General features: G+C 73.4%; 18 protein-coding genes and 1 pseudogene. 9 read left to right on the forward strand and 10 right to left on the reverse strand.

Going from position 1 to position 17,416, the window contains the following annotated elements; genetic code table 11:
* Positions 1 to 185: 185 nt before the first annotated feature.
* The 3 genes from OG900_17925 to OG900_17935 all read right to left on the reverse strand — a co-directional run bounded on the left by OG900_17925 (position 186) and on the right by OG900_17935 (position 2,759).
* Positions 186 to 1,022 (reverse strand): hypothetical protein, encoded by an 837-nt coding sequence (locus OG900_17925; protein ID WUH91805.1) that lies wholly within the window; start codon positions 1,020 to 1,022, stop codon positions 186 to 188.
* Positions 1,022 to 1,405 carry a hypothetical protein gene (locus OG900_17930; protein ID WUH91806.1) on the reverse strand — a complete coding sequence of 128 codons (384 nt, stop codon included), beginning with the start codon at positions 1,403 to 1,405 and terminating at the stop codon, positions 1,022 to 1,024. Before OG900_17930 ends, OG900_17925 begins: the two co-directional genes overlap by 1 nt.
* Positions 1,406 to 1,925: 520 nt before the next feature.
* Positions 1,926 to 2,759 (reverse strand): hypothetical protein, encoded by an 834-nt coding sequence (locus OG900_17935; protein ID WUH91807.1) that lies wholly within the window; start codon positions 2,757 to 2,759, stop codon positions 1,926 to 1,928.
* A 147-nt stretch (positions 2,760 to 2,906) separates the two neighbouring features.
* Between OG900_17935 and OG900_17940 the strand changes: the two genes are divergently transcribed.
* Positions 2,907 to 3,269: a DsrE family protein gene (locus OG900_17940; GenBank protein WUH91808.1), complete on the forward strand. Its 363-nt coding sequence runs from the start codon at positions 2,907 to 2,909 to the stop codon at positions 3,267 to 3,269.
* A 30-nt stretch (positions 3,270 to 3,299) separates the two neighbouring features.
* Here the strand turns inward: OG900_17940 and OG900_17945 are convergent, their stop codons facing one another.
* From OG900_17945 to OG900_17975, 7 genes are all read right to left on the reverse strand, one after another.
* Positions 3,300 to 3,593, reverse strand: coding sequence for a DUF3099 domain-containing protein (locus tag OG900_17945; GenBank protein WUH91809.1), 294 nt, complete (start codon positions 3,591 to 3,593; stop codon positions 3,300 to 3,302).
* A 128-nt stretch (positions 3,594 to 3,721) separates the two neighbouring features.
* A complete protein-coding gene (locus OG900_17950; GenBank protein ID WUH91810.1) occupies positions 3,722 to 4,012 on the reverse strand; it encodes a DUF1416 domain-containing protein in 291 nt (96 codons plus the stop codon).
* Positions 4,013 to 4,031: 19 nt separating this feature from the next.
* Positions 4,032 to 4,868 carry a sulfurtransferase gene (locus OG900_17955; GenBank protein WUH91811.1) on the reverse strand — a complete coding sequence of 279 codons (837 nt, stop codon included), beginning with the start codon at positions 4,866 to 4,868 and terminating at the stop codon, positions 4,032 to 4,034.
* 376 nt (positions 4,869 to 5,244) lie between these two features.
* The gene (locus OG900_17960; protein WUH91812.1) at positions 5,245 to 5,946 is read right to left on the reverse strand and encodes a DUF2993 domain-containing protein; all 702 of its coding nucleotides are present in this window, start codon (positions 5,944 to 5,946) and stop codon (positions 5,245 to 5,247) included.
* A gap of 124 nt (positions 5,947 to 6,070) precedes the next feature.
* Positions 6,071 to 7,402 carry a hypothetical protein gene (locus OG900_17965; GenBank protein ID WUH91813.1) on the reverse strand — a complete coding sequence of 444 codons (1,332 nt, stop codon included), beginning with the start codon at positions 7,400 to 7,402 and terminating at the stop codon, positions 6,071 to 6,073.
* Complete coding sequence (locus OG900_17970; protein ID WUH91814.1) at positions 7,399 to 7,692, reverse strand: MoaD/ThiS family protein; 294 nt, start codon at positions 7,690 to 7,692, stop codon at positions 7,399 to 7,401. The genes OG900_17965 and OG900_17970 overlap by 4 nt, the downstream gene beginning before the upstream one ends.
* 131 nt (positions 7,693 to 7,823) lie before the next feature.
* Entirely contained in the window at positions 7,824 to 8,624 is an 801-nt protein-coding gene (locus OG900_17975; protein WUH95812.1) for an alpha/beta hydrolase, read from the reverse strand.
* A gap of 136 nt (positions 8,625 to 8,760) precedes the next feature.
* Between OG900_17975 and OG900_17980 the strand changes: the two genes are divergently transcribed.
* The 8 genes and pseudogenes from OG900_17980 (at position 8,761) to mshD (ending at position 16,933) form a co-directional block, all read left to right on the forward strand.
* Positions 8,761 to 8,904 (forward strand): hypothetical protein, encoded by a 144-nt coding sequence (locus OG900_17980; GenBank protein WUH91815.1) that lies wholly within the window; start codon positions 8,761 to 8,763, stop codon positions 8,902 to 8,904.
* Positions 8,901 to 9,683 carry a response regulator transcription factor gene (locus OG900_17985; GenBank protein ID WUH91816.1) on the forward strand — a complete coding sequence of 261 codons (783 nt, stop codon included), beginning with the start codon at positions 8,901 to 8,903 and terminating at the stop codon, positions 9,681 to 9,683. The genes OG900_17980 and OG900_17985 overlap by 4 nt, the downstream gene beginning before the upstream one ends.
* A gap of 43 nt (positions 9,684 to 9,726) precedes the next feature.
* Positions 9,727 to 10,752, forward strand: a complete 1,026-nt coding sequence (locus OG900_17990; GenBank protein WUH91817.1) for a LacI family transcriptional regulator — start codon at positions 9,727 to 9,729, stop codon at positions 10,750 to 10,752.
* Positions 10,753 to 11,403: 651 nt separating this feature from the next.
* Positions 11,404 to 12,399: pseudogene (locus OG900_17995) on the forward strand (trypsin-like peptidase domain-containing protein).
* Between the two features lie 191 nt (positions 12,400 to 12,590).
* Positions 12,591 to 13,352 carry a response regulator transcription factor gene (locus OG900_18000; GenBank protein ID WUH91818.1) on the forward strand — a complete coding sequence of 254 codons (762 nt, stop codon included), beginning with the start codon at positions 12,591 to 12,593 and terminating at the stop codon, positions 13,350 to 13,352.
* The gene (locus tag OG900_18005; protein WUH91819.1) at positions 13,349 to 14,749 is read left to right on the forward strand and encodes a HAMP domain-containing histidine kinase; all 1,401 of its coding nucleotides are present in this window, start codon (positions 13,349 to 13,351) and stop codon (positions 14,747 to 14,749) included. The genes OG900_18000 and OG900_18005 overlap by 4 nt, the downstream gene beginning before the upstream one ends.
* Before the next feature lie 91 nt (positions 14,750 to 14,840).
* A complete protein-coding gene (locus tag OG900_18010; protein WUH91820.1) occupies positions 14,841 to 16,037 on the forward strand; it encodes an MFS transporter in 1,197 nt (398 codons plus the stop codon).
* Complete coding sequence (gene mshD, locus OG900_18015; GenBank protein ID WUH91821.1) at positions 16,034 to 16,933, forward strand: mycothiol synthase; 900 nt, start codon at positions 16,034 to 16,036, stop codon at positions 16,931 to 16,933. Before OG900_18010 ends, mshD begins: the two co-directional genes overlap by 4 nt.
* Positions 16,934 to 17,416 lie beyond the last annotated feature (483 nt).

Genomic DNA, 17,416 nt, shown 5'->3' on the forward strand with positions numbered 1-17,416 from the left:
GGTAGAGCTTCTTCACCGCGTAGAAGGCGAACGCGGCCACGCCGACGCAGACCAGCACGAGCAGGATGTCGAAGTAATACTCAATGCGCACGGGTCGTGCTCCTCGCGAGGGCAGCGGGCAGGGCCGCGCACAAGTCTAGTGCGCGGCCCTGTCCCGGGCGCGGTCACCCCACGTGACGTGCCGCTCAGCCGAGCAGCTGGGCCTGCAGCCGTACGGTCTGCCGGAAGGCCTGCTCGGGCACGGCGCCGCCCTTGCGGGTCTGCCGGACCAGGGCGACGGTGTCGCCCGCGGTCACGAAGGCGTAGCGCGACATGCTCTCGCCGTAGGGGGCGGTCTCGCCGTAGCCGGAGATGTCCACGCCCTTGGGGACCGTGCGGTCGGCGAGGGTCCGGTCGGGCTTGTCGGTGGCGATGCCCTCCAGCGGCCTGCCGTCGGCGTCCGAGCCGATGACGTTGGCGTAGCCGGCGGAGATCGCCTGCAGCAGGTACACCTCGGTCCTGGTGCCGTCCGGCATCGTCCAGGCGCGGCCGGCGATGTGCCGCAGGCCCTGCTCCTTGAGGAACAGTTCCTTCTGCGCGCCGCCCCCGCCGTTCATCGCCTTCAGATACGTGGCCGTCGGCAGCCAGCCCCCGGCGCCGGGGAAGGCCGGGTCGGCGGTCGCGCCCTCGGGCAGCGGGACCAGCAGGGACCGGACGTCGGCGTAGTGGATGCCGCCGGGATTGCGGGCGGTGTCCAGCGGGCGCGGCTTGCGCGCGGGCAGCAGCGGCAGCGCGAGCGGCGGGTAGGTCCAGCGCCCGTCGTCCGGCGTCGCGAGCCCGGGGAGCTTCGTACGCTCCGGGCGTGTCACCGCGTAGGCCGTCCCGGCGCCGAAGACCGCGAAGACCAGCAGCACGGACGTCCAGCGCAGCGTGACCCGCAGCGGCGGGGCCATGCCGCGGCGCGGGGCGGCGGCCTCCTGCGGGGCGTACGGCGGGGGCGGCGGCAGACGCGGGGGCGGCGGCGGTGCGGAGACCTCGGACATCAGACGCCCTCCCCCGGTGCCTGGACACGGTCGAGCTGCTTGGCCATCAGCGCCACGGCGGCGCTCTCGCGCGCCTCGGGGCCCTCGACACGGAAGGTGACCATCAGGTCCCCCTCGGTGGCCTGGCAGTACAGCGCCTTGAGCCAGTCCAGCTGGTCGTCGTCCTTCGTCGTGGCGGTGCCGGGCACCACGCAGACCGCGTGCGGGTGGCCGGGCACCGCGGGGCCCTTGCCGAAGACGTCGGAGCCCTCGCTGAGCTTGCGGAAGGCCTCGGGCGCGGCGCCCGCGGCCAGCTTGTTGCCGACCTGCACGATCGTGATCTCGTAGGTGTCGCTGCTGTCCTCGCGGCGGAAGGTCCGCAGGGCCGCGCCCTTGATGTGCATGGCTCCAGCTCGGAGTCGATCTGCTTGCGCTCCTTCGCGGTGAGCTGGGAGGCGCCGTCGCCGCCCTCGGCCATCGACTTCGCCTGGGCGGCGTCGAGCACGGTGTCGTTGCCGTACTGCTGGTCGTCGGGGCCGGGCGCCAGCATCGGCTGCATCGGGAGCAGCAGCTCGCCGAGGTCGCCGTAGTGGGTGCCGCCGGCCGTCACTCCGTAGGCCTTGGTGGCGGCGGGGGCGGGCGCGGCGGTGGACGTGGCCCCGGCCTCGGCAGCGGGTCCGCCGTCCCCGCCGCCCCTGCCGAACAGCAGGTAGCCGCCGCCGACCAGGGCCGCGACGACCAGCAGCGCGCCGGCGACCAGCAGGTCCCGCCGCTCCTTGGACCGCGCGGGCGGGGCGGGTACGGGCTCCGCGGGTGCGGGTACGGGTACGGCTACGGGCTCGGCGGATACGGATACGGATATGGGCTCGGGAGGGGCCGCGGGCGCCGTCTCAGGTGCCGGCGCCGGCTCCGGGTGCTGCTCGGTCACAGCCGCTCCAGCTGCTTGGTGATCACGGACATGACGGCGTTCCTGGACACCGGGTGGACCGAGGTCACGTAGACCTCCACGTAGATGGAGCCGACCCTGGCCATCCCCACACCGACGTAGACCTTCAGGCCGTAGCCCTCGTCGTACGGGTCGGCGGAGGGCATGACCTCGCCGTCCTCGGTGCCGGGGACCGGGGTGGCGTAGTCCTGGTGGTCGCCGTCGCCGGCCTCGTTCTCCCGCAGCAGCTGCGAGGTGTACGGGCTCTGGTCGTCGCGGAACTGCGTGAGGCTGACATCGGTGTCGGTGAAGCTGCTGCTGCGGCCCACCGTCCAGCGGGCCTCGGCCGCCCGGCGGAAGCCGTTCTCCCCCAGCTCGCCGTATTCGGACGCCGGATCGTCCCACTGGTCGGCGACATCGGCCTGGGTGAGCCAGCCGCGGTCCGTCTGCTTGGCGCCCTTGGGCGTCGGCAGGACCAGCTTGAGCAGGTCGGCCTCGTAGACCGCGTTGCGGTCGTCGGCGGCCTTGGGCGAGGGCTGGGCCGGGGCCGCGCCCTTGGGCTGGGCGGGCGCGGCGGCGACCAGCGGCGGCAGCGGGGTGGGCGTGCGCCCGCGCTGCACCTGGTATCCGGCGCCCGCGCCGGCCAGCACGCCGAGCACGGCCGCGGCGGCGACGACCAGCGTCAGCCGCCCGCGGGCCATCGGCCGGTAGGGCTCGGGCGGCGGCGCGACCGAGGACGAGACGAGTTCGGGTTCGAACAGCGGGGCCGGGGGCGGGGTCGCGTCCCCGTCCTGACCTGTGTCACGGCGTGTTTCGCCGTCGGCGTCGTGCATGGAGCCCCCCCAGGCGAAAGACGTACAAGCGTGCGATCAGCGGCACGCGGATTCGTATTATGTCCAGCCGGCGCGCGGTGCCCCCACCAATTTCCGGCCCGCGGGATGTGACCTGCCCCACAAGGTCGCACCGCCTACGCTGGGCGGATGGCGAAGAAGCTCGTGATCAAGGTGACGGCGGGCGCGGACGCGCCCGAGCGGTGCTCGCAGGCCTTCACGGTGGCGGCGGTCGCGGTGGCCAGCGGCGTGGAGGTCTCGCTCTGGCTGACCGGCGAGTCGGCGTGGTTCGCGCTGCCGGGGCGGGCGGCGGAGTTCGAACTGCCCCACGCGGCGCCGCTTCCCGACCTGATCGACGCGGTGCTGGCCGCCGGGGCGATCACCCTGTGCAGCCAGTGCGCGGCTCGGCGCGACATCGCCGAGAAGGACGTGATCGAGGGCGTGCGCGTCGCGGGCGCGCAGCTCTTCGTCAGCGAGATCATGCCCGACGGTGTGCAGGCGCTGGTCTACTGAGGGCTTTCCCGCGGAAGCCGCGTTCCGGGGTCATTTGCGGCGGTCGTTGCGGCGCTTGCCCTCGAGTTCGTTCCACCACGCGTCGGACTCCGGGTCCCCGGTGTGCGGGTCGGTGTCCTTCTCCCGCGCCTCGTCGAACCACCGCTCGTTCGGACCGCGCCGGTTGGCGACGATCGCCGCTACCGGCGGGATGACCGCGGCCACCAGGCACATTCCGATGGCGGCCTGCACCGACCAGAGGCGAACGACCGCCCATGCCATGACGAACAGCACCACACAGGTGCTCATCATGGCGAAATACCAATGTCGGCGTCGTGCGTCCACGCTTTCAACGTTACGTCCGCCAGGCCGATACCGAAACATCTCGGACAGCGGCCCGGAGGGCCGCACCCCCTTGCGCGGGGTGCGGCCCTCCGGGCATGTCGGGCGGCGTCCGGGACGCCGTACCGCCGTCAGACGGCGATGGCCACCTCGGCTGCCGCGCCCTGCTGGGCGACGACCGTGCGGTCCACCGTGGCGCCGGGCACGAGCGCGCGCAGCGTCCAGGTGCCGGGCGCCGCGAAGAAGCGGAACTGCCCGGTCGCCGAGGTCGGCACCTCCGCGGTGAACTCGCCACCGCCGTCCAGCAGTCGGACGTATCCGCTCACGGGCTCGCCGTCGCGGGTCACAGAACCCTGGATGATGGTCTCGTTCGCCACGTCAACTCCTGCCAGATCCGGCCCACCGGCCTTGGCTCCACACATAACGGTCTACCTCCGGGGTTCAGTTGGCGCCGAGTTCGATCGGCACGCCGACGAGCGAGCCGTACTCGGTCCACGAGCCGTCGTAGTTCTTGACGTTGTCCTGGTCGAGCAGCTCGTGCAGCACGAACCAGGTGAGCGCGGAGCGCTCGCCGATCCGGCAGTACGCGATGGTGTCCTTGGCCAGGTCGACGCTCTCGTCCTGGTAGAGCTTGACCAGTTCGGCGTCGGACTTGAAGGTGCCGTCGTCGTTGGCGTTCTTCGACCACGGGATGTTGCGGGCGCTCGGCACGTGGCCGGGGCGCTGCGACTGCTCCTGCGGGAGGTGGGCCGGGGCGAGCAGCTTGCCGGAGAACTCGTCGGGCGAGCGCACGTCGACCAGGTTCAGCGTGCCGATCGCGGCGACGACGTCGTCGCGGAAGGCGCGGATCGCGGTGTTCTGCGCCTTCGCCTTGTAGTCGGTCGCGGCGCGCTCGGGAACGGCGGCGACCAGGTCGCGCGAGTCCAGCTCCCACTTCTTGCGGCCGCCGTCCAGCAGCCGGACGGCCTCGTGGCCGTAGAGCTTGAAGTACCAGTACGCGTAGGACGCGAACCAGTTGTTGTTGCCGCCGTAGAGGACGACGGTGTCGTCGTTCGCGATGCCCTTGGCGGACAGCAGCGCCTCGAAGCCGGCCTGGTCCACGAAGTCGCGGCGGACCGGGTCCTGGAGGTCCTTCTTCCAGTCGATGCGGACGGCGTTCTTGATGTGGTTCTTGTCGTACGCCGAGGTGTCCTCGTCCACCTCCACGATGACCACCTTGGGGTCGTCGATGTGGGCCTCGACCCAGTCGGCGTCGACCAGGACGTCACTGCGGCTCATGCTGTTCTCCTCCGGGGCAGTACGGATGGTGCGGTTGCGCGACGCGCAGGGGCTGTGGAGCGGTGCGTTGCGGTGCGGTCAAGCGGCTCGGTCGGCGCTCTACGGCGCGGGGCAGTCAGGCTGCGCCGGGGGCCTTGCGGCCGGCTTCGGCACGGGGGAGCTGCTGCCCCTAGGGCATGCGACAGAGCATGGCGGCGACGCGGCACAGGTCGACTGCCCGCCGCTTCGTGAGATCCGCCTGTCGCTTCATGAGTCCCGATCGTAGGGAAATGAACGCGTAGGTGTCACCGGCGTGTCATATGGCGAGACAAGATTGTCCGCATATTGGACACACTCTTTACTGCCCCCGAAATCCCGGGGGAAGGGCGTCCGGATCTCAGCCGGCGAGCGTCACGTGCCTTCCGCCGGCCGCCACGGATATGCCTTCCGGCGCGGTCGTCACCGAGGTCAGCGAGATCCCGGACGGCAGGTGGGTCAGCTGCCGCTCGAAGTCGATCTGCTGCCTGACGTTGTCCTCCAGGCCGAGCGCGGTCAGCTCCTTGGGCAGGCTCACCGCGTGCAGCCCTATCGAGTCCGCGCCGCGCACGGTCACCTGGCTGAGCACGCTGATCTTCACGCCGATGCCGGGGATGGTCCCGGTCAGCTTGACCATCGCCTTGCCGTCCGCGCTGGTGCCCGCCGAGGCGACGGTGATGCCGTGAGGCGCCGCCTTGGACAGGTCCGCGTAGGTGATGAAGGCGACGCCGTCGGCGCTGTCCGCGATCGCCGTGCGGTAGCCGTTGGAGAACTTCACCCCGTGCAGGTCGGCCTTGAAGGTCGCGATCCGCAGGCTCTGCCCGCCGTCGCCCGCCGCGATGTCGTCGGCCGAGATCTTCACGTCGTCCAGCTTGCCGAACGCCGCCTGGGTCAGGAACGGGAAACCCTCGATCGACACCTTCGGCTTGTGGTCGAGCCCCTGCGTGGCCTGGGCGCGCTCCGCCGCCTTGTTCTGCGCCACCGAGACCGCGATCCGGTCGGCGGCGACGAACAGGCCGCCGAGCACCACCACCGCGATCAGGACCATCCGCCACACTCGCATGCGCCCGTACTCCCCGGCTCGTTCCGCCTCGACTTCCGCAACGCCTGACGGGCGGCGGGGGGTCCGCGGTTCCCCGCAGGCACCGATCGTTACCTGGCTCCCAGGTGGCGAGCGGGAGAACCGCTCAGGTCAGCGCCCGGCCCAGAGCGTAGACGACCGGTGCCGCGGCGGTGAGCGGGAGGGCCACGCCCGCCGTGAAGTGGACGAAGCGGGACGGGAAGTCGTAGCTGGCCACCCGCAGGCCGATCAGGGCGCAGGCGCCGCAGGACACCGCGAGCAGGATGCCGTCGCCGGTGCCGAGGCCGCCTCCCCCGCCGGTCAGCGCGCCGGTGGCCGCCGCCGCCAGCAGGGCGCCCGCCACGGACAGCGGTTCGCCGGGCAGCGGCAGGGCGCGTACGAGGGTCGCGGCGGCCACCGCGACCGCGCCGGCCACCACCGGGTCCTTCCCCGCGTCGGAGACCGCGGCCGCCAGATAGCCGCAGGCCAGCACCGTGATCAGGGTGGAGGCCGAGGTCGCGGTGAGCGAGGAGAGCCGCTCGTCGGCGCTGCCGTGGTGGCGCAGTTGCAGCACCAAGACCAGCAGCAGCCACACGCCGAGGGTGCCGGCCGCCACCTCGGGCGCGTGGCCGCCGTCGGCGGCCAGCATCGCGGCGTCGGCCGTCACACCGGCCAGGAAGGCCAGCACGATGCCCTGGCGGGCGGGCCACATGCCGTTGAGCCGGAACCAGCCCGCGGCGGTGACCGCCTGGAGCAGCACAAGGACGACCGTCAGGCCGGGCTTGCCGAGCGCCGCGCCGCCCGCGAGCAGCAGGCCGAGCGCCGCGGTGAGGGCGGCGGGCTGGATGCCGGGCGCGATGATCGGCGAGCCCGTACGCCCGTCGGGCCGCACCGGCGCGGTCCTGGCGCTCTCCCGGCGCGCGGCACGGCCGCCCGGGAGGACGGCGGGCTCGTCGCCGATCACCGGCAGGACGGCGGTGTGCTCGGCGCCCTGCGGCCCGGCCGGGTAGGCCTGCGGGTCGGCGTAGGAGTCGGCGTAGGAGTGGGCCTGCGGCTGGTGCCAGTCGGCGCCCTGCGGGTAGCCGGGCGCGTCCGCCTGGTAGGCGGGCGCCCCGGCCTGGTGGGCGGCCTGCGCCGGCTCCCAGCCGCCCTGCGGGTATTCCTGCGGCGCCGTCCACGGGTGCGCGGCCGGCGGTGTGGCACCCCAGCCGTCACCGGACGCGGGGGCGCCGTAGGGCTGGCCGTCCTGGGCGGCGGCGTGCCCCGACCAGTCGTCGCCGGCCGGCGGGGCGCCGTAGGCGGCGTCCTGGCCCTGCTGCGGGGGCGGGGCGGCATGCATCGGCTCGGGGACGTAGGTGCCGTCGGTGTCGTAGGGGGCCGCGCCGCCGTAGGCCTGCTCGTCGTGGCCGCGGCCCTGGCCGTAGCCGTCGCCGTACTCGTAAGAGCCGTGGTCGCTCATACCGACCCCCCGGCGAAGGGCGGCAGCACCTCGACGGTGCCGCGGTCGGGCAGCGGCACCTGCTCGTGGTCCCGGGTGCCGACCGGGTGGCCGTCGACCAGGAAGGAGCAGCGCAGCAGCACGCGGGCGAAGTCCGGCCGCCCCGCGTGCCGCCGCCGGGCCGCGGCCAGCGCGTCGGCGAGCGTGGCCGCGCGGTAGGGCTCCTCCGCCGTGCCCGCGGCGGCCTTGGCGGCGGCCCAGTAGCGGATCGTGCCCGCCGCCGGGCGCGCGGCCGTGTCGGTTGCAGCCATCGCGGCTCCGTCTCCTCGTCCTTCGTCGTGCTCGTGGTGCGGGTCGTGCGCGCGGTGCCTGCCGCGCCCGTGCCGTACGCGCGTTGCGCCCGTACACCGGTGCGGACCGCCTCCATCATGGACCGTCGGCGTCACCGCACTCCAATACGGGCGGTCAGCCAGTCGCCGATCCGGCCGAGCAGGGCCGCGTCCGCGGCATTCTCCGCGTGGCCGAAGCCGGGCTCGATCCACAGGTCGGCGCCGCCCTCGCCCGCCGCGGCGGCCAGCGAATACGGGTGGTCGAGCGGGAAGTAGCCGTCGCGGTCGCCGTGCACGATCAGCAGCGGCGTCGGCGCGATGTACGGCACCGACTCGACCGGCGAGCGCGGCACCGGGTCCCAGTCCGCGGAGTGGACGCGGGTGCCGAGGCCGACCCGGGAGACCAGCCGGCCCGCGGGCCTGGTCACCACCCAGTGCAGCCGCCGCATCGGCGCCGTACCGCGGTAATACCAGCGGGCGGGCGAACTGACCGAGACGACCGCGTCGACCCCTGACAGGCCCGCGCCGGCGCCCGCGCCCGCGTGCCGCAGCACCACGGAGGCGCCCATCGAGAAGCCGACCACGGCCACTTTGGCGTAGCCGAGCCGCCGCGCCCAGCCGACCGCCGCGTCCAGGTCGAGGACCTCGCGGTCGCCCACCGTGGACTGCCCGCCGGAGCGGCCGTGCCCGCGGAAGGAGAAGGTCAGCACCCCGCCGCTGCCGCGCAGCACCGCCGCGGCCCTGCGCACCGCGGGGCGCTCCAGCGCGCCGGTGAATCCGTGCGCGACGACGATGGCCAGATCGCGCCCACCCCCCGCACCGCTCACGTGTTCGGCCTCGATCGGTATACGGTCCGACGTCAACAGAACCGCGCTGAGACCACCCGAAGTGAGCGGCGAAACACGGAAACGCATGTCCTTGGCCTCGGCAGCGCTCTCCATGTGGGCTATTCTTCCGTGCAAGAGGACCTGGGCAATGCCGCCCCCGGGTCCTTTCGTGCTTTTCGCGCGAAATCTGTCGTCCTCGCAGGCACCGAGGAGGAGTTCGAAAATGAGCCAGTCCGACCCACCCGGCCGCTCTCCGGTGGCCACGCCGCCGCGTCCTGTCCTCCACGATGTGCTGAACCGCGAACCGCTCGACCGCGACGCGCTGTACGCCCTTGATGTCCGCACGACCGACGGGAGCCCCCGGTGAGTTCTCTGCTGCTGCTGACCAACGCACTCCAGCCGTCCACCGAGGTGCTGCCCGCGCTCGGGCTGCTGCTGCACAGCGTGCGGGTGGCCCCCGCCGAGGGCCCCGCCCTCGTGGACACCCCCGGTGCCGACGTGATCCTCATCGACGGGCGCCGCGACCTGCCGCAGGTGCGCAGCCTGTGCCAACTGCTCCGCTCGACGGGCCCCGGCTGTCCGCTGATGCTGGTCGTCACCGAGGGCGGCCTCGCCGCGGTGACCGCGGACTGGGGCATCGACGACGTGCTGCTCGACACCGCCGGCCCCGCAGAGGTCGAGGCGCGGCTGCGCCTCGCGATGGGCCGCCAGCAGATCACCGGCGACGACAGCCCGATGGAGATCCGCAACGGCGACCTGTCGGTGGACGAGGCGACCTACAGCGCCAAGCTCAAGGGCCGGGTCCTCGACCTGACCTTCAAGGAGTTCGAGCTGCTGAAGTACCTGGCGCAGCACCCGGGCCGGGTCTTCACCCGCGCCCAACTGCTCCAGGAGGTCTGGGGCTACGACTACTTCGGCGGTACGCGCACGGTGGACGTGCACGTGCGGCGGCTGCGCGCCAAACTCGGCGTGGAGCACGAGTCGCTGATCGGCACCGTACGCAACGTCGGCTACCGCTTCGTCACCCCGGAGAAGGTCGAGCGGGCCGCCGAGGAGGCCGCGCGCAGCGAGGCCGCGCAGGGCCGCGGGACCGCTGCGCGGGACGGGCGGCAGGACAGCCGCTCTTCCGCTGAGCAGACCGTATGACCAGCCGTATGACGGGCGGATAGACACGCGTAGACTTCGCGTCGTGCCCAAGGTGACGCGCGACGACGTGGCCAGGCTGGCGGGGACCTCCACCGCGGTCGTCAGCTACGTCATCAACAACGGACCCCGGCCGGTAGCCCCGGCCACCCGCGAGCGAGTGCTCGCGGCCATCAAGCAGCTCGGCTATCGCCCGGACCGTGTGGCCCAGGCGATGGCCAGCCGCCGTACCGACCTGATCGGCCTGATCGTCCCCGACGCGCGCCAGCCCTTCTTCGCGGAGATGGCGCACGCGGTGGAACAGGCCGCGTCCGAGCGCGGAAAAATGGTGCTGGTCGGCAACTCCGACTACCTCGACGAGCGCGAGGTCCACTACCTGCGGGCCTTCCTCGGGATGCGGGTCTCCGGGCTGATCCTGATCAGCCAGGGACTCAGCGACAACGCCGCCACCGAGATCGACGCCTGGGACGCCCGGGTGGTGCTGCTGCACGAGCGGCCCGAGGCCATCGACGACATCGCGGTGCGCACCGACGACATCGGCGGCGCGCAACTCGCCGTGCGCCACCTGCTGGAGCACGGCCACGACTACGTGGCCTGCCTCGGCGGCACCGAGGTCACCCCGGTGATCGGCGACCCCGTCACCGACCACGTCGTCGGCTGGCGGCGGGCCATGGAGGAAGCCGGGCGGTCCACCGAGGGCCGCCTTTTCCAGGCCCCCTACAACCGCTACGACGCCTACGAGGTCGCGCTCGACCTGCTGGCCGGCCCCGACCGGCCGCCTGCCATCTTCTGCGCCACCGACGACCAGGCGATCGGCGTCCTGCGGGCCGCCCGCGAACTGCGCATCGACGTCCCCGAACAGCTCGCCGTGGCCGGCTTCGACGACGTCAAGGAGGCGGCACTCGCCGACCCCCCGCTGACCACGGTGGCCTCCGACCGCCAGGCCATGGCCCGCGCCGCCGTCGACGCGGTCCTCGACGACTCCCTCCGCGTCCCCGGCGCCCGCCGCGAACGCCTCCGCCAATTCCCTTCCCGCCTCGTGGTCCGCGGCTCCTGCGGCTGCCACCGCTAGCCTGCGGCTCGCTTCTGCGGGGTACGTCACCCTCCGCCCGCGGACGGCGCCCCCTCCCGGGGGCGTGGGGGGCTGCATCTGATCCGCGGCCGGCGCCGCGCGGACGCGCGCAACCCACCACCGGCCGGTGGTCCGGCACGGACCGAACAGCCCCTTTCGCACGGTGGCGACGTGCACCTCGTCGACGGCCGGCCGCGCCGTTCCCCGCGCCCCTATCGGGCGCCGCCCGCCGCAGAGGGCAACCGCCCAGGGGCGCGAGGCTGCATCCAATCTGCGGCAGAGCCGAGCCACTCAGGGGCGCGAGGAACTGCGCGCGCAACCCACCACCGGCCGGTGGTCCGGATACGACAGAAACAGCCCCCCACGGCCGGTGACGACATGCACCTTGTCGACGGCTAGTCGCGCCGTTCCCCGCGCCCCTGAGGGGCGCCGCCTGCCGCGGAGGGCAACTCACCGGCCGGTGGTCCGGATACGACAGCAACAACCCCTCACGGCCGGTGATGACGGGCACCCCGTCGTGGGGGCGGGTGGTGGCGGGCCGTCGCCATGTGACGGCGGGTGGAGGGCCGATCTTGTTTACATCGGGCATATTGTCTGGGTTCTCAGCGTGTGCTCAGCCGGCTCTCATTTTCTGGGCCCAGAGTCATTGACATGACCGAGAGCAGCCGCAACGGCGGCGAACCCCAGCACCCGCAGGACCCGCAGCTTCCGCTCTACTTCGGCCCCCAGGCCCCGGTCCCCTCCTCCTCCGCGCCCGGGGGCGCCTACGCCGGCTTCCCGCCGCCGCCCCCGCCGTACGGCCCGACCGCCGAGACCGGCGGGCCCGGTGAGCCCGGCGGGCACCGGCGGCGCCCCCGCAGGCCCGTCGCCCTCTTCGCCGCGGCCGCGATCGCGGCCGGCGTGATCGGCGGCGGCGTCGGCGCCCTCATCGGCAATGCCACCGACCACTCGGGCAGCACCAGCGCCGGCGTAACCGGCGGCGGTTCCGCCGTGGTCAACGCCGCCGCGCTGAACGGCACCGTCGCCGGTGTCGTCAAGGCGGTCGACCCCAGCGTCGTGGAGATCAACGCCACCTCGGGCCAGGGCAAGGCCACCGGCTCCGGCGTGATCATCACCGCCGACGGCCAGGTCGTCACCAACAACCACGTCGTGGCCGGCGCCGGCCGGATCAGCGTCACGTACGCCAACGGCAAGACCGCCGCCGCGAGCGTCGTCGGCACCGACCCGGCCAAGGACCTGGCGCTGATCAAGATCCAGGGCGCGGGCGCCCTGCCCGCCGCGACCCTCGGCGACTCCTCCGCCGTCGCCATCGGCGACCAGGTCGTCGCCATCGGCTCCCCCGAGGGCCTGAGCAACACCGTGACCAGCGGCATCGTGTCCGCGCTCGACCGCGACGTGACCGTCCCGGTCGAGGACGGCCAGAGCCAGAGCCAAGGCCAGGGCTTCGGCGGCAACGGCAGCGGGCGCGGCGACCAGTGGCCGTTCTCCTTCGGCGGCAACCAGTACAACGGCAACACCGGCGACTCCACCACCACGTACAAGGCGATCCAGACCGACGCCTCGCTCAACCCCGGCAATTCCGGCGGCGCCCTGATCAACATGGCCGGCCAGGTCGTCGGCATCAACTCGGCGATGTTCTCCAACTCCTCGTCCGGTTCGTCCTCGTCGGCGTCCGGCAGCGTCGGCCTCGGCTTCGCCATCCCGATCAACACCGTGAAGGCCGACCTCGGGACGCTGCGCGGCGGCGGCACCAACTGAGCCACTCGGACCAGCGGCGCCGTGCGACGCTGGGAGGGTCAGCGGCACCACCCATGTCGAGCAGCGAGGTATTCCCCACCATGAGCCCTGGTCCCGGCTCCGCCCCCAGCGCCGGCGAGTCCGGCGAGGCGCCCGCCCGCATCCTGATCGTGGACGACGAGCCCGCCGTACGCGAGGCGCTGCGCCGGAGCCTGGCCTTCGAGGGCTACGACACGGAGCTGGCCGCGGACGGCATGGCCGCGCTGGAGACCGCCGACACGTACCGCCCCGACGCGATCGTGCTGGACGTCCTGATGCCGCGGATGGACGGCCTGACCACCGCCCGCCGGCTGCGGGCCACCGGGGTCACCACCCCCATCCTGATGCTCACCGCCAGGGACACCGTCGGCGACCGCGTCACCGGGCTCGACGCGGGCGCCGACGACTACCTGGTCAAGCCCTTCGAGCTGGACGAGCTGCTGGCGCGGCTGCGCGCCCTGCTGCGGCGCAGCTCCTACGCCGCCGCCGCGGGGGGCGAGCTCGCGGACCACATCCTGGCCTTCGCCGACCTGCGGATGGACGCCACCACCCGCGAGGTCACCCGCGACGGCCACCCCGTGGAGCTGACCCGCACCGAATACACCCTGCTCGAACTGTTCCTGACCCACCCCCGCCAGGTGCTCACCCGCGAGCAGATCCTGAAGGCGGTGTGGGGCTTCGACTTCGAGCCGTCCTCCAACTCCCTCGACGTGTACGTGATGTACCTGCGGCGCAAGACCGAGGCCGGCGGCATGCGGCGCCTGGTGCACACCGTGCGCGGGGTGGGCTACGTCCTGCGCGCCCCCGACGGCGGTCCCGCGTGAAGAAGCTCGCCCTGCGCTCGCGGCTGACCCTGCTGACAGCCGTGGCGGTGGCGGTCGCGGTCGCGGCCGTCGCGCTCGCGTCGTGGTTCATCACCCGCGACCAGCTGGTCACCCAGCTCGACTCGACGCTGCACAGCACCGCGGTCGCCCCCGGCTACCTGACCAAGACGATCCAGGACTGCATGTCGTCCGTGCAGTCCGGCGGCAACCTGCCGCCGAGCGCGGTCGGCGTCCAGATCGTCAAGGCGGACGGGACCCGCTGCGTCGGTGACGGCACACCGCCGATCAAGGTCCAGGCCCGCGACATCGAGGTGGCGGAGGGCGCCGTGGACAGCGTGACGCACAACGGCCGTACCGACAGCGGCCAAGCCGTCCGCGTCTTCACCGAGCCGCTGACCAGCGGGCCCTCCCGGGCGTCCACCGGCTACGCCCTGTCCATCTCCCGTCCGCTGGCCGAGATCGACAAGACCCTCACCACCCTGGCGTGGGTGCTGCTCGCCGTCGCCGGGATCGGTGTGATCGGCGCGTCCAGCGCCGGGCTGTGGATCGCCCGTACGGGACTGCGGCCCGTCGACCAGCTGACGGAGGCCGTCGAGCACGTCGCCCGCACCGAGGACCTGAACGTCCGCATCCCGGTCGAGGGGGAGGACGAGATCGCCAGGCTCGGCAAGTCCTTCAACGCGATGACGGCCGCGCTGGCGTCGTCCCGGGACCGCCAGCAGCAGCTGATCGCCGACGCGGGGCACGAGCTGCGCACCCCGCTGACGTCGCTGCGCACCAACATCGAGCTGCTGGAGCGCAGCGAGGCGACGGGCCGGGCCATCCCGCCGGAGGACCGGCGGGCGCTGCTGGCCTCGGTGAAGGCGCAGATGACCGAACTGGCCGCGCTGATCGGCGACCTCCAGGAGCTGTCCCGCCCGGACGCCGCCCCGACGCTGCAGGTCGTGCCGCTGCACGAGATCACCGGCACCGCCCTGGAGCGCGCCCGGCTGCGCGGGCCCGACCTGACCATCACCGCCGACGTGTCGCCGTGGTTCGTCCGCGGCGAGGCGGCGGCCCTGGAGCGGGCCCTGGTCAACCTGCTGGACAACGCGGTGAAGTTCAGCCCGCCGGCCGGCCGGATCGACGTGACGCTGTACGGCGGCCGGCTGACCGTACGCGACCACGGGCCCGGCATCCCGGCCGAGGAACTGCCGCACGTCTTCGAGCGCTTCTGGCGTTCGCCGAGCGCCCGCTCGCTGCCCGGCAGCGGTCTCGGCCTGTCCATCGTGGCCCGCACGGTGCACCAGGCCGGCGGCACGGTCGCCCTGACCCCGGCCCAGGGCGGCGGCACCGAGGCCACGTTGTATCTGCCGGGCGCCCCCACGGCCCCGCCGGACGCCCCGCCGACAACCTGACCGCGTCTCGGAATATGAAACACCCGTCTCAGATTGCGGCGGCAGGCGAATACTTGGCGGCACCATCCACTTCACGGGAGGTGCGTCAACCGTGCGTCGCTGGATCATGCTCGCGCTGGGGACCGCCGCGCAGACCGCGGCCTGTGCGTTCGTCTACGGCATCCCGTATCTCGCCGACGACCTGCGCACGCAGCAGGACCTGACCCTCACCCAGGTCGGACTCCTGGTGGCCTGCCCGACGGCGGGCCTGGTGCTCGCCCTCTACGGCTGGGGCGCCGCGGCCGACCGGTGGGGGGAGCGGGTGGTCATCTCGGTGGGGCTCGGCGCCGCGGCGGCGGCACTCGGCGGGGCCGCCCGGGGAGCGCACGGGATGGTCGCGCTCGGCGCGCTGCTGGTGCTGGCGGGCGCCGCGGGCGCCTCGGTCTACTCGGCCAGCGGGCGGCTGGTCATGGGGTGGTTCGCGGCGCGCGAACGCGGCCTCGCGATGGGCATCAGGCAGACGTCCACCCCGCTGGGCATGGGCCTGGCCGCGCTCGCCATGCCGCCACTGGCCGGAGCGCACGGGCTGCGCGGCGCCATCGGCTTCCTGGCCGTGCTGTGCGCGGTGATCGCGGTGCTCATCGCGCTGTTCGCCGCCGACCCGGTGCGGCCCGCCGCGAAGACCGCGGAGCCCGCGTCCAACCCCTACCGCGGCTCGCGCCTGCTGTGGCGCATCCACGGCTCCGCCGCGCTGCTGGTCGTCCCGCAGTTCACCGCCGGGGCCTTCGCGCTGGTGCTGCTGGTGGACGTACGCGGCTGGTCCCCGGTGCACGCCGGGCAGCTGATCGCCGTCGGCCAGGGACTGGGCGCGGTCTCCCGCATCCTGGTCGGCCGCTGGTCGGACCGCGTCGGCGACCGGCTGCGGCCCATGCGGCAGCTGGCCGTGCTCACCGCGGCCGTGGTCGCCTGCGCCGCGCTGACCACCGCCTTCCCCTCACCGCTGACCGCGGCCGCGCTGGTGGCCGCCATCGCGATCACGTCGAGCACCAACGGGCTGTCCTTCACCTCCACCGCCGAGCACGCCGGGCCCGCCTGGTCGGGCCGCGCCCTCGGCGTCCACAACACCGGCCAGAACCTGACCGCCGCGGTCGTGCCGCCCGCCATGGCCGCGGTCATCTCCGCCACCGCCTACTGGCCCGGGTTCGCCCTGGCCGCGGTCACCGCCTGCGCGTCGGCCGCGATCATCCCGGTGGCGTCCGCGATGCCCGCCCGCCCCGAGCCGGACCGGCCCCGTACGATTCCGGCATGACCGACCGGCGGATCGACACCCTGACCGACCTCCCCGCCGACACCGCGCGGGCGGTGCTCGACCTGATCTCCGGCGCGGCCGCCGCGGACGGCCAGCCGGCGGTGTCCGAGCAGGGCCGACTGCACGTGCGCGGGGGCGGCCGGGAGGGCGTAAGGCACCTGCTGCTCTTCTCCGGCGACGACCTCGCCGGATACGGGCAGATCGAGGGCACCGACCCCGTCGAGGCACCCGCCGCGGAATTCGTCGTCCGGCCCGAGCACCGGCTGCACGGCCACGGGCGGGCGCTCGGCGACGCGCTGCTCGCCGCGAGCGAGCACCGGCTGCGGGTGTGGGCGCACGGCGGCCACCCCGCCGCGCGGCACCTGTCCGTGCTGCTCGGCCTCAAGCTCTTCCGCGAGCTGCGCCAGCTGCGGATGCCGCTGGACGGGCCCCTCCCCGAGCCGGTGCTGCCCGACGGGGTGACCGTGCGGGCCTTCCGCCCCGGGCAGGACGACGCGCAGTGGCTCGCCCTCAACGCGGCGGCCTTCGCCCACCACCCGGAGCAGGGCTCACTCACCCAGCGTGACCTCGACGACCGCATGGCCGAACCCTGGTTCGACCCGGCCGGCTTCTTCCTGGCCTTCCGCGGCCCCACCCTCGTCGGCTTCCACTGGACCAAGGTCCACGACGACCTCGGCCTCGGCGAGGTCTACGTCGTGGCCGTCGCCCCCACCGAACAGGGCAGCGGCCTCGGCCGCGCCCTGACCACGATCGGCCTGACCCACCTGGCCACCACCCGCGCCCTCCCGGGCGCCCTCCTCTACGTCGACGCCGACAACCCGGCCGCTCTCGCGGTCTACGAACGCCTCGGCTTCACCACGTACGAGGTCGACCTGATGTACCGCACCGAGACCTAGCCGGAGGCTTCCCCGAGCCTGCCACTTGCGGTGCCGCCGCTTGCCCGCGGCCCGGCGGGGCTTGCCGCGCAGTTCCCCGCGCCCCTGAAAAACGCTCACCCTCTGCCGCAGAGGCAACGCTGAGCGTAGGAGGACGCAGGCCACAAGGGGCGCGGGGAACTGCGCGCCCCGCCGACAAGGCGGGAAAGATGCGAACGCCACCGCAAGGGGCACCCACCCAGGGGCGCGGGGAACTGCGCGCCCCATCACGATGCACGCGCAGGCAGGCAGCGCACCGCAAGGGGCAATCACCTGGGGGCGCGGGGAACTGCGCGCGCAACCACGACGGCGGCCGCGGGCAAGCACCGCACCGCAGGCCCGGCCGCTGGAAGCGGAACAGGCGTGCGGGACGTCCCGCGAACGGCCGACGGGGGCACCCCGAGGACCCGAAGCAACCCCGCCGGAGGCGCTGCGCTTGCCTGACGGCAATGCTCTCGTTACCGG

This window comes from Streptomyces sp. NBC_00433, assembly GCA_036015235.1.
Classification (GTDB): Bacteria; Actinomycetota; Actinomycetes; order Streptomycetales; family Streptomycetaceae; genus Actinacidiphila.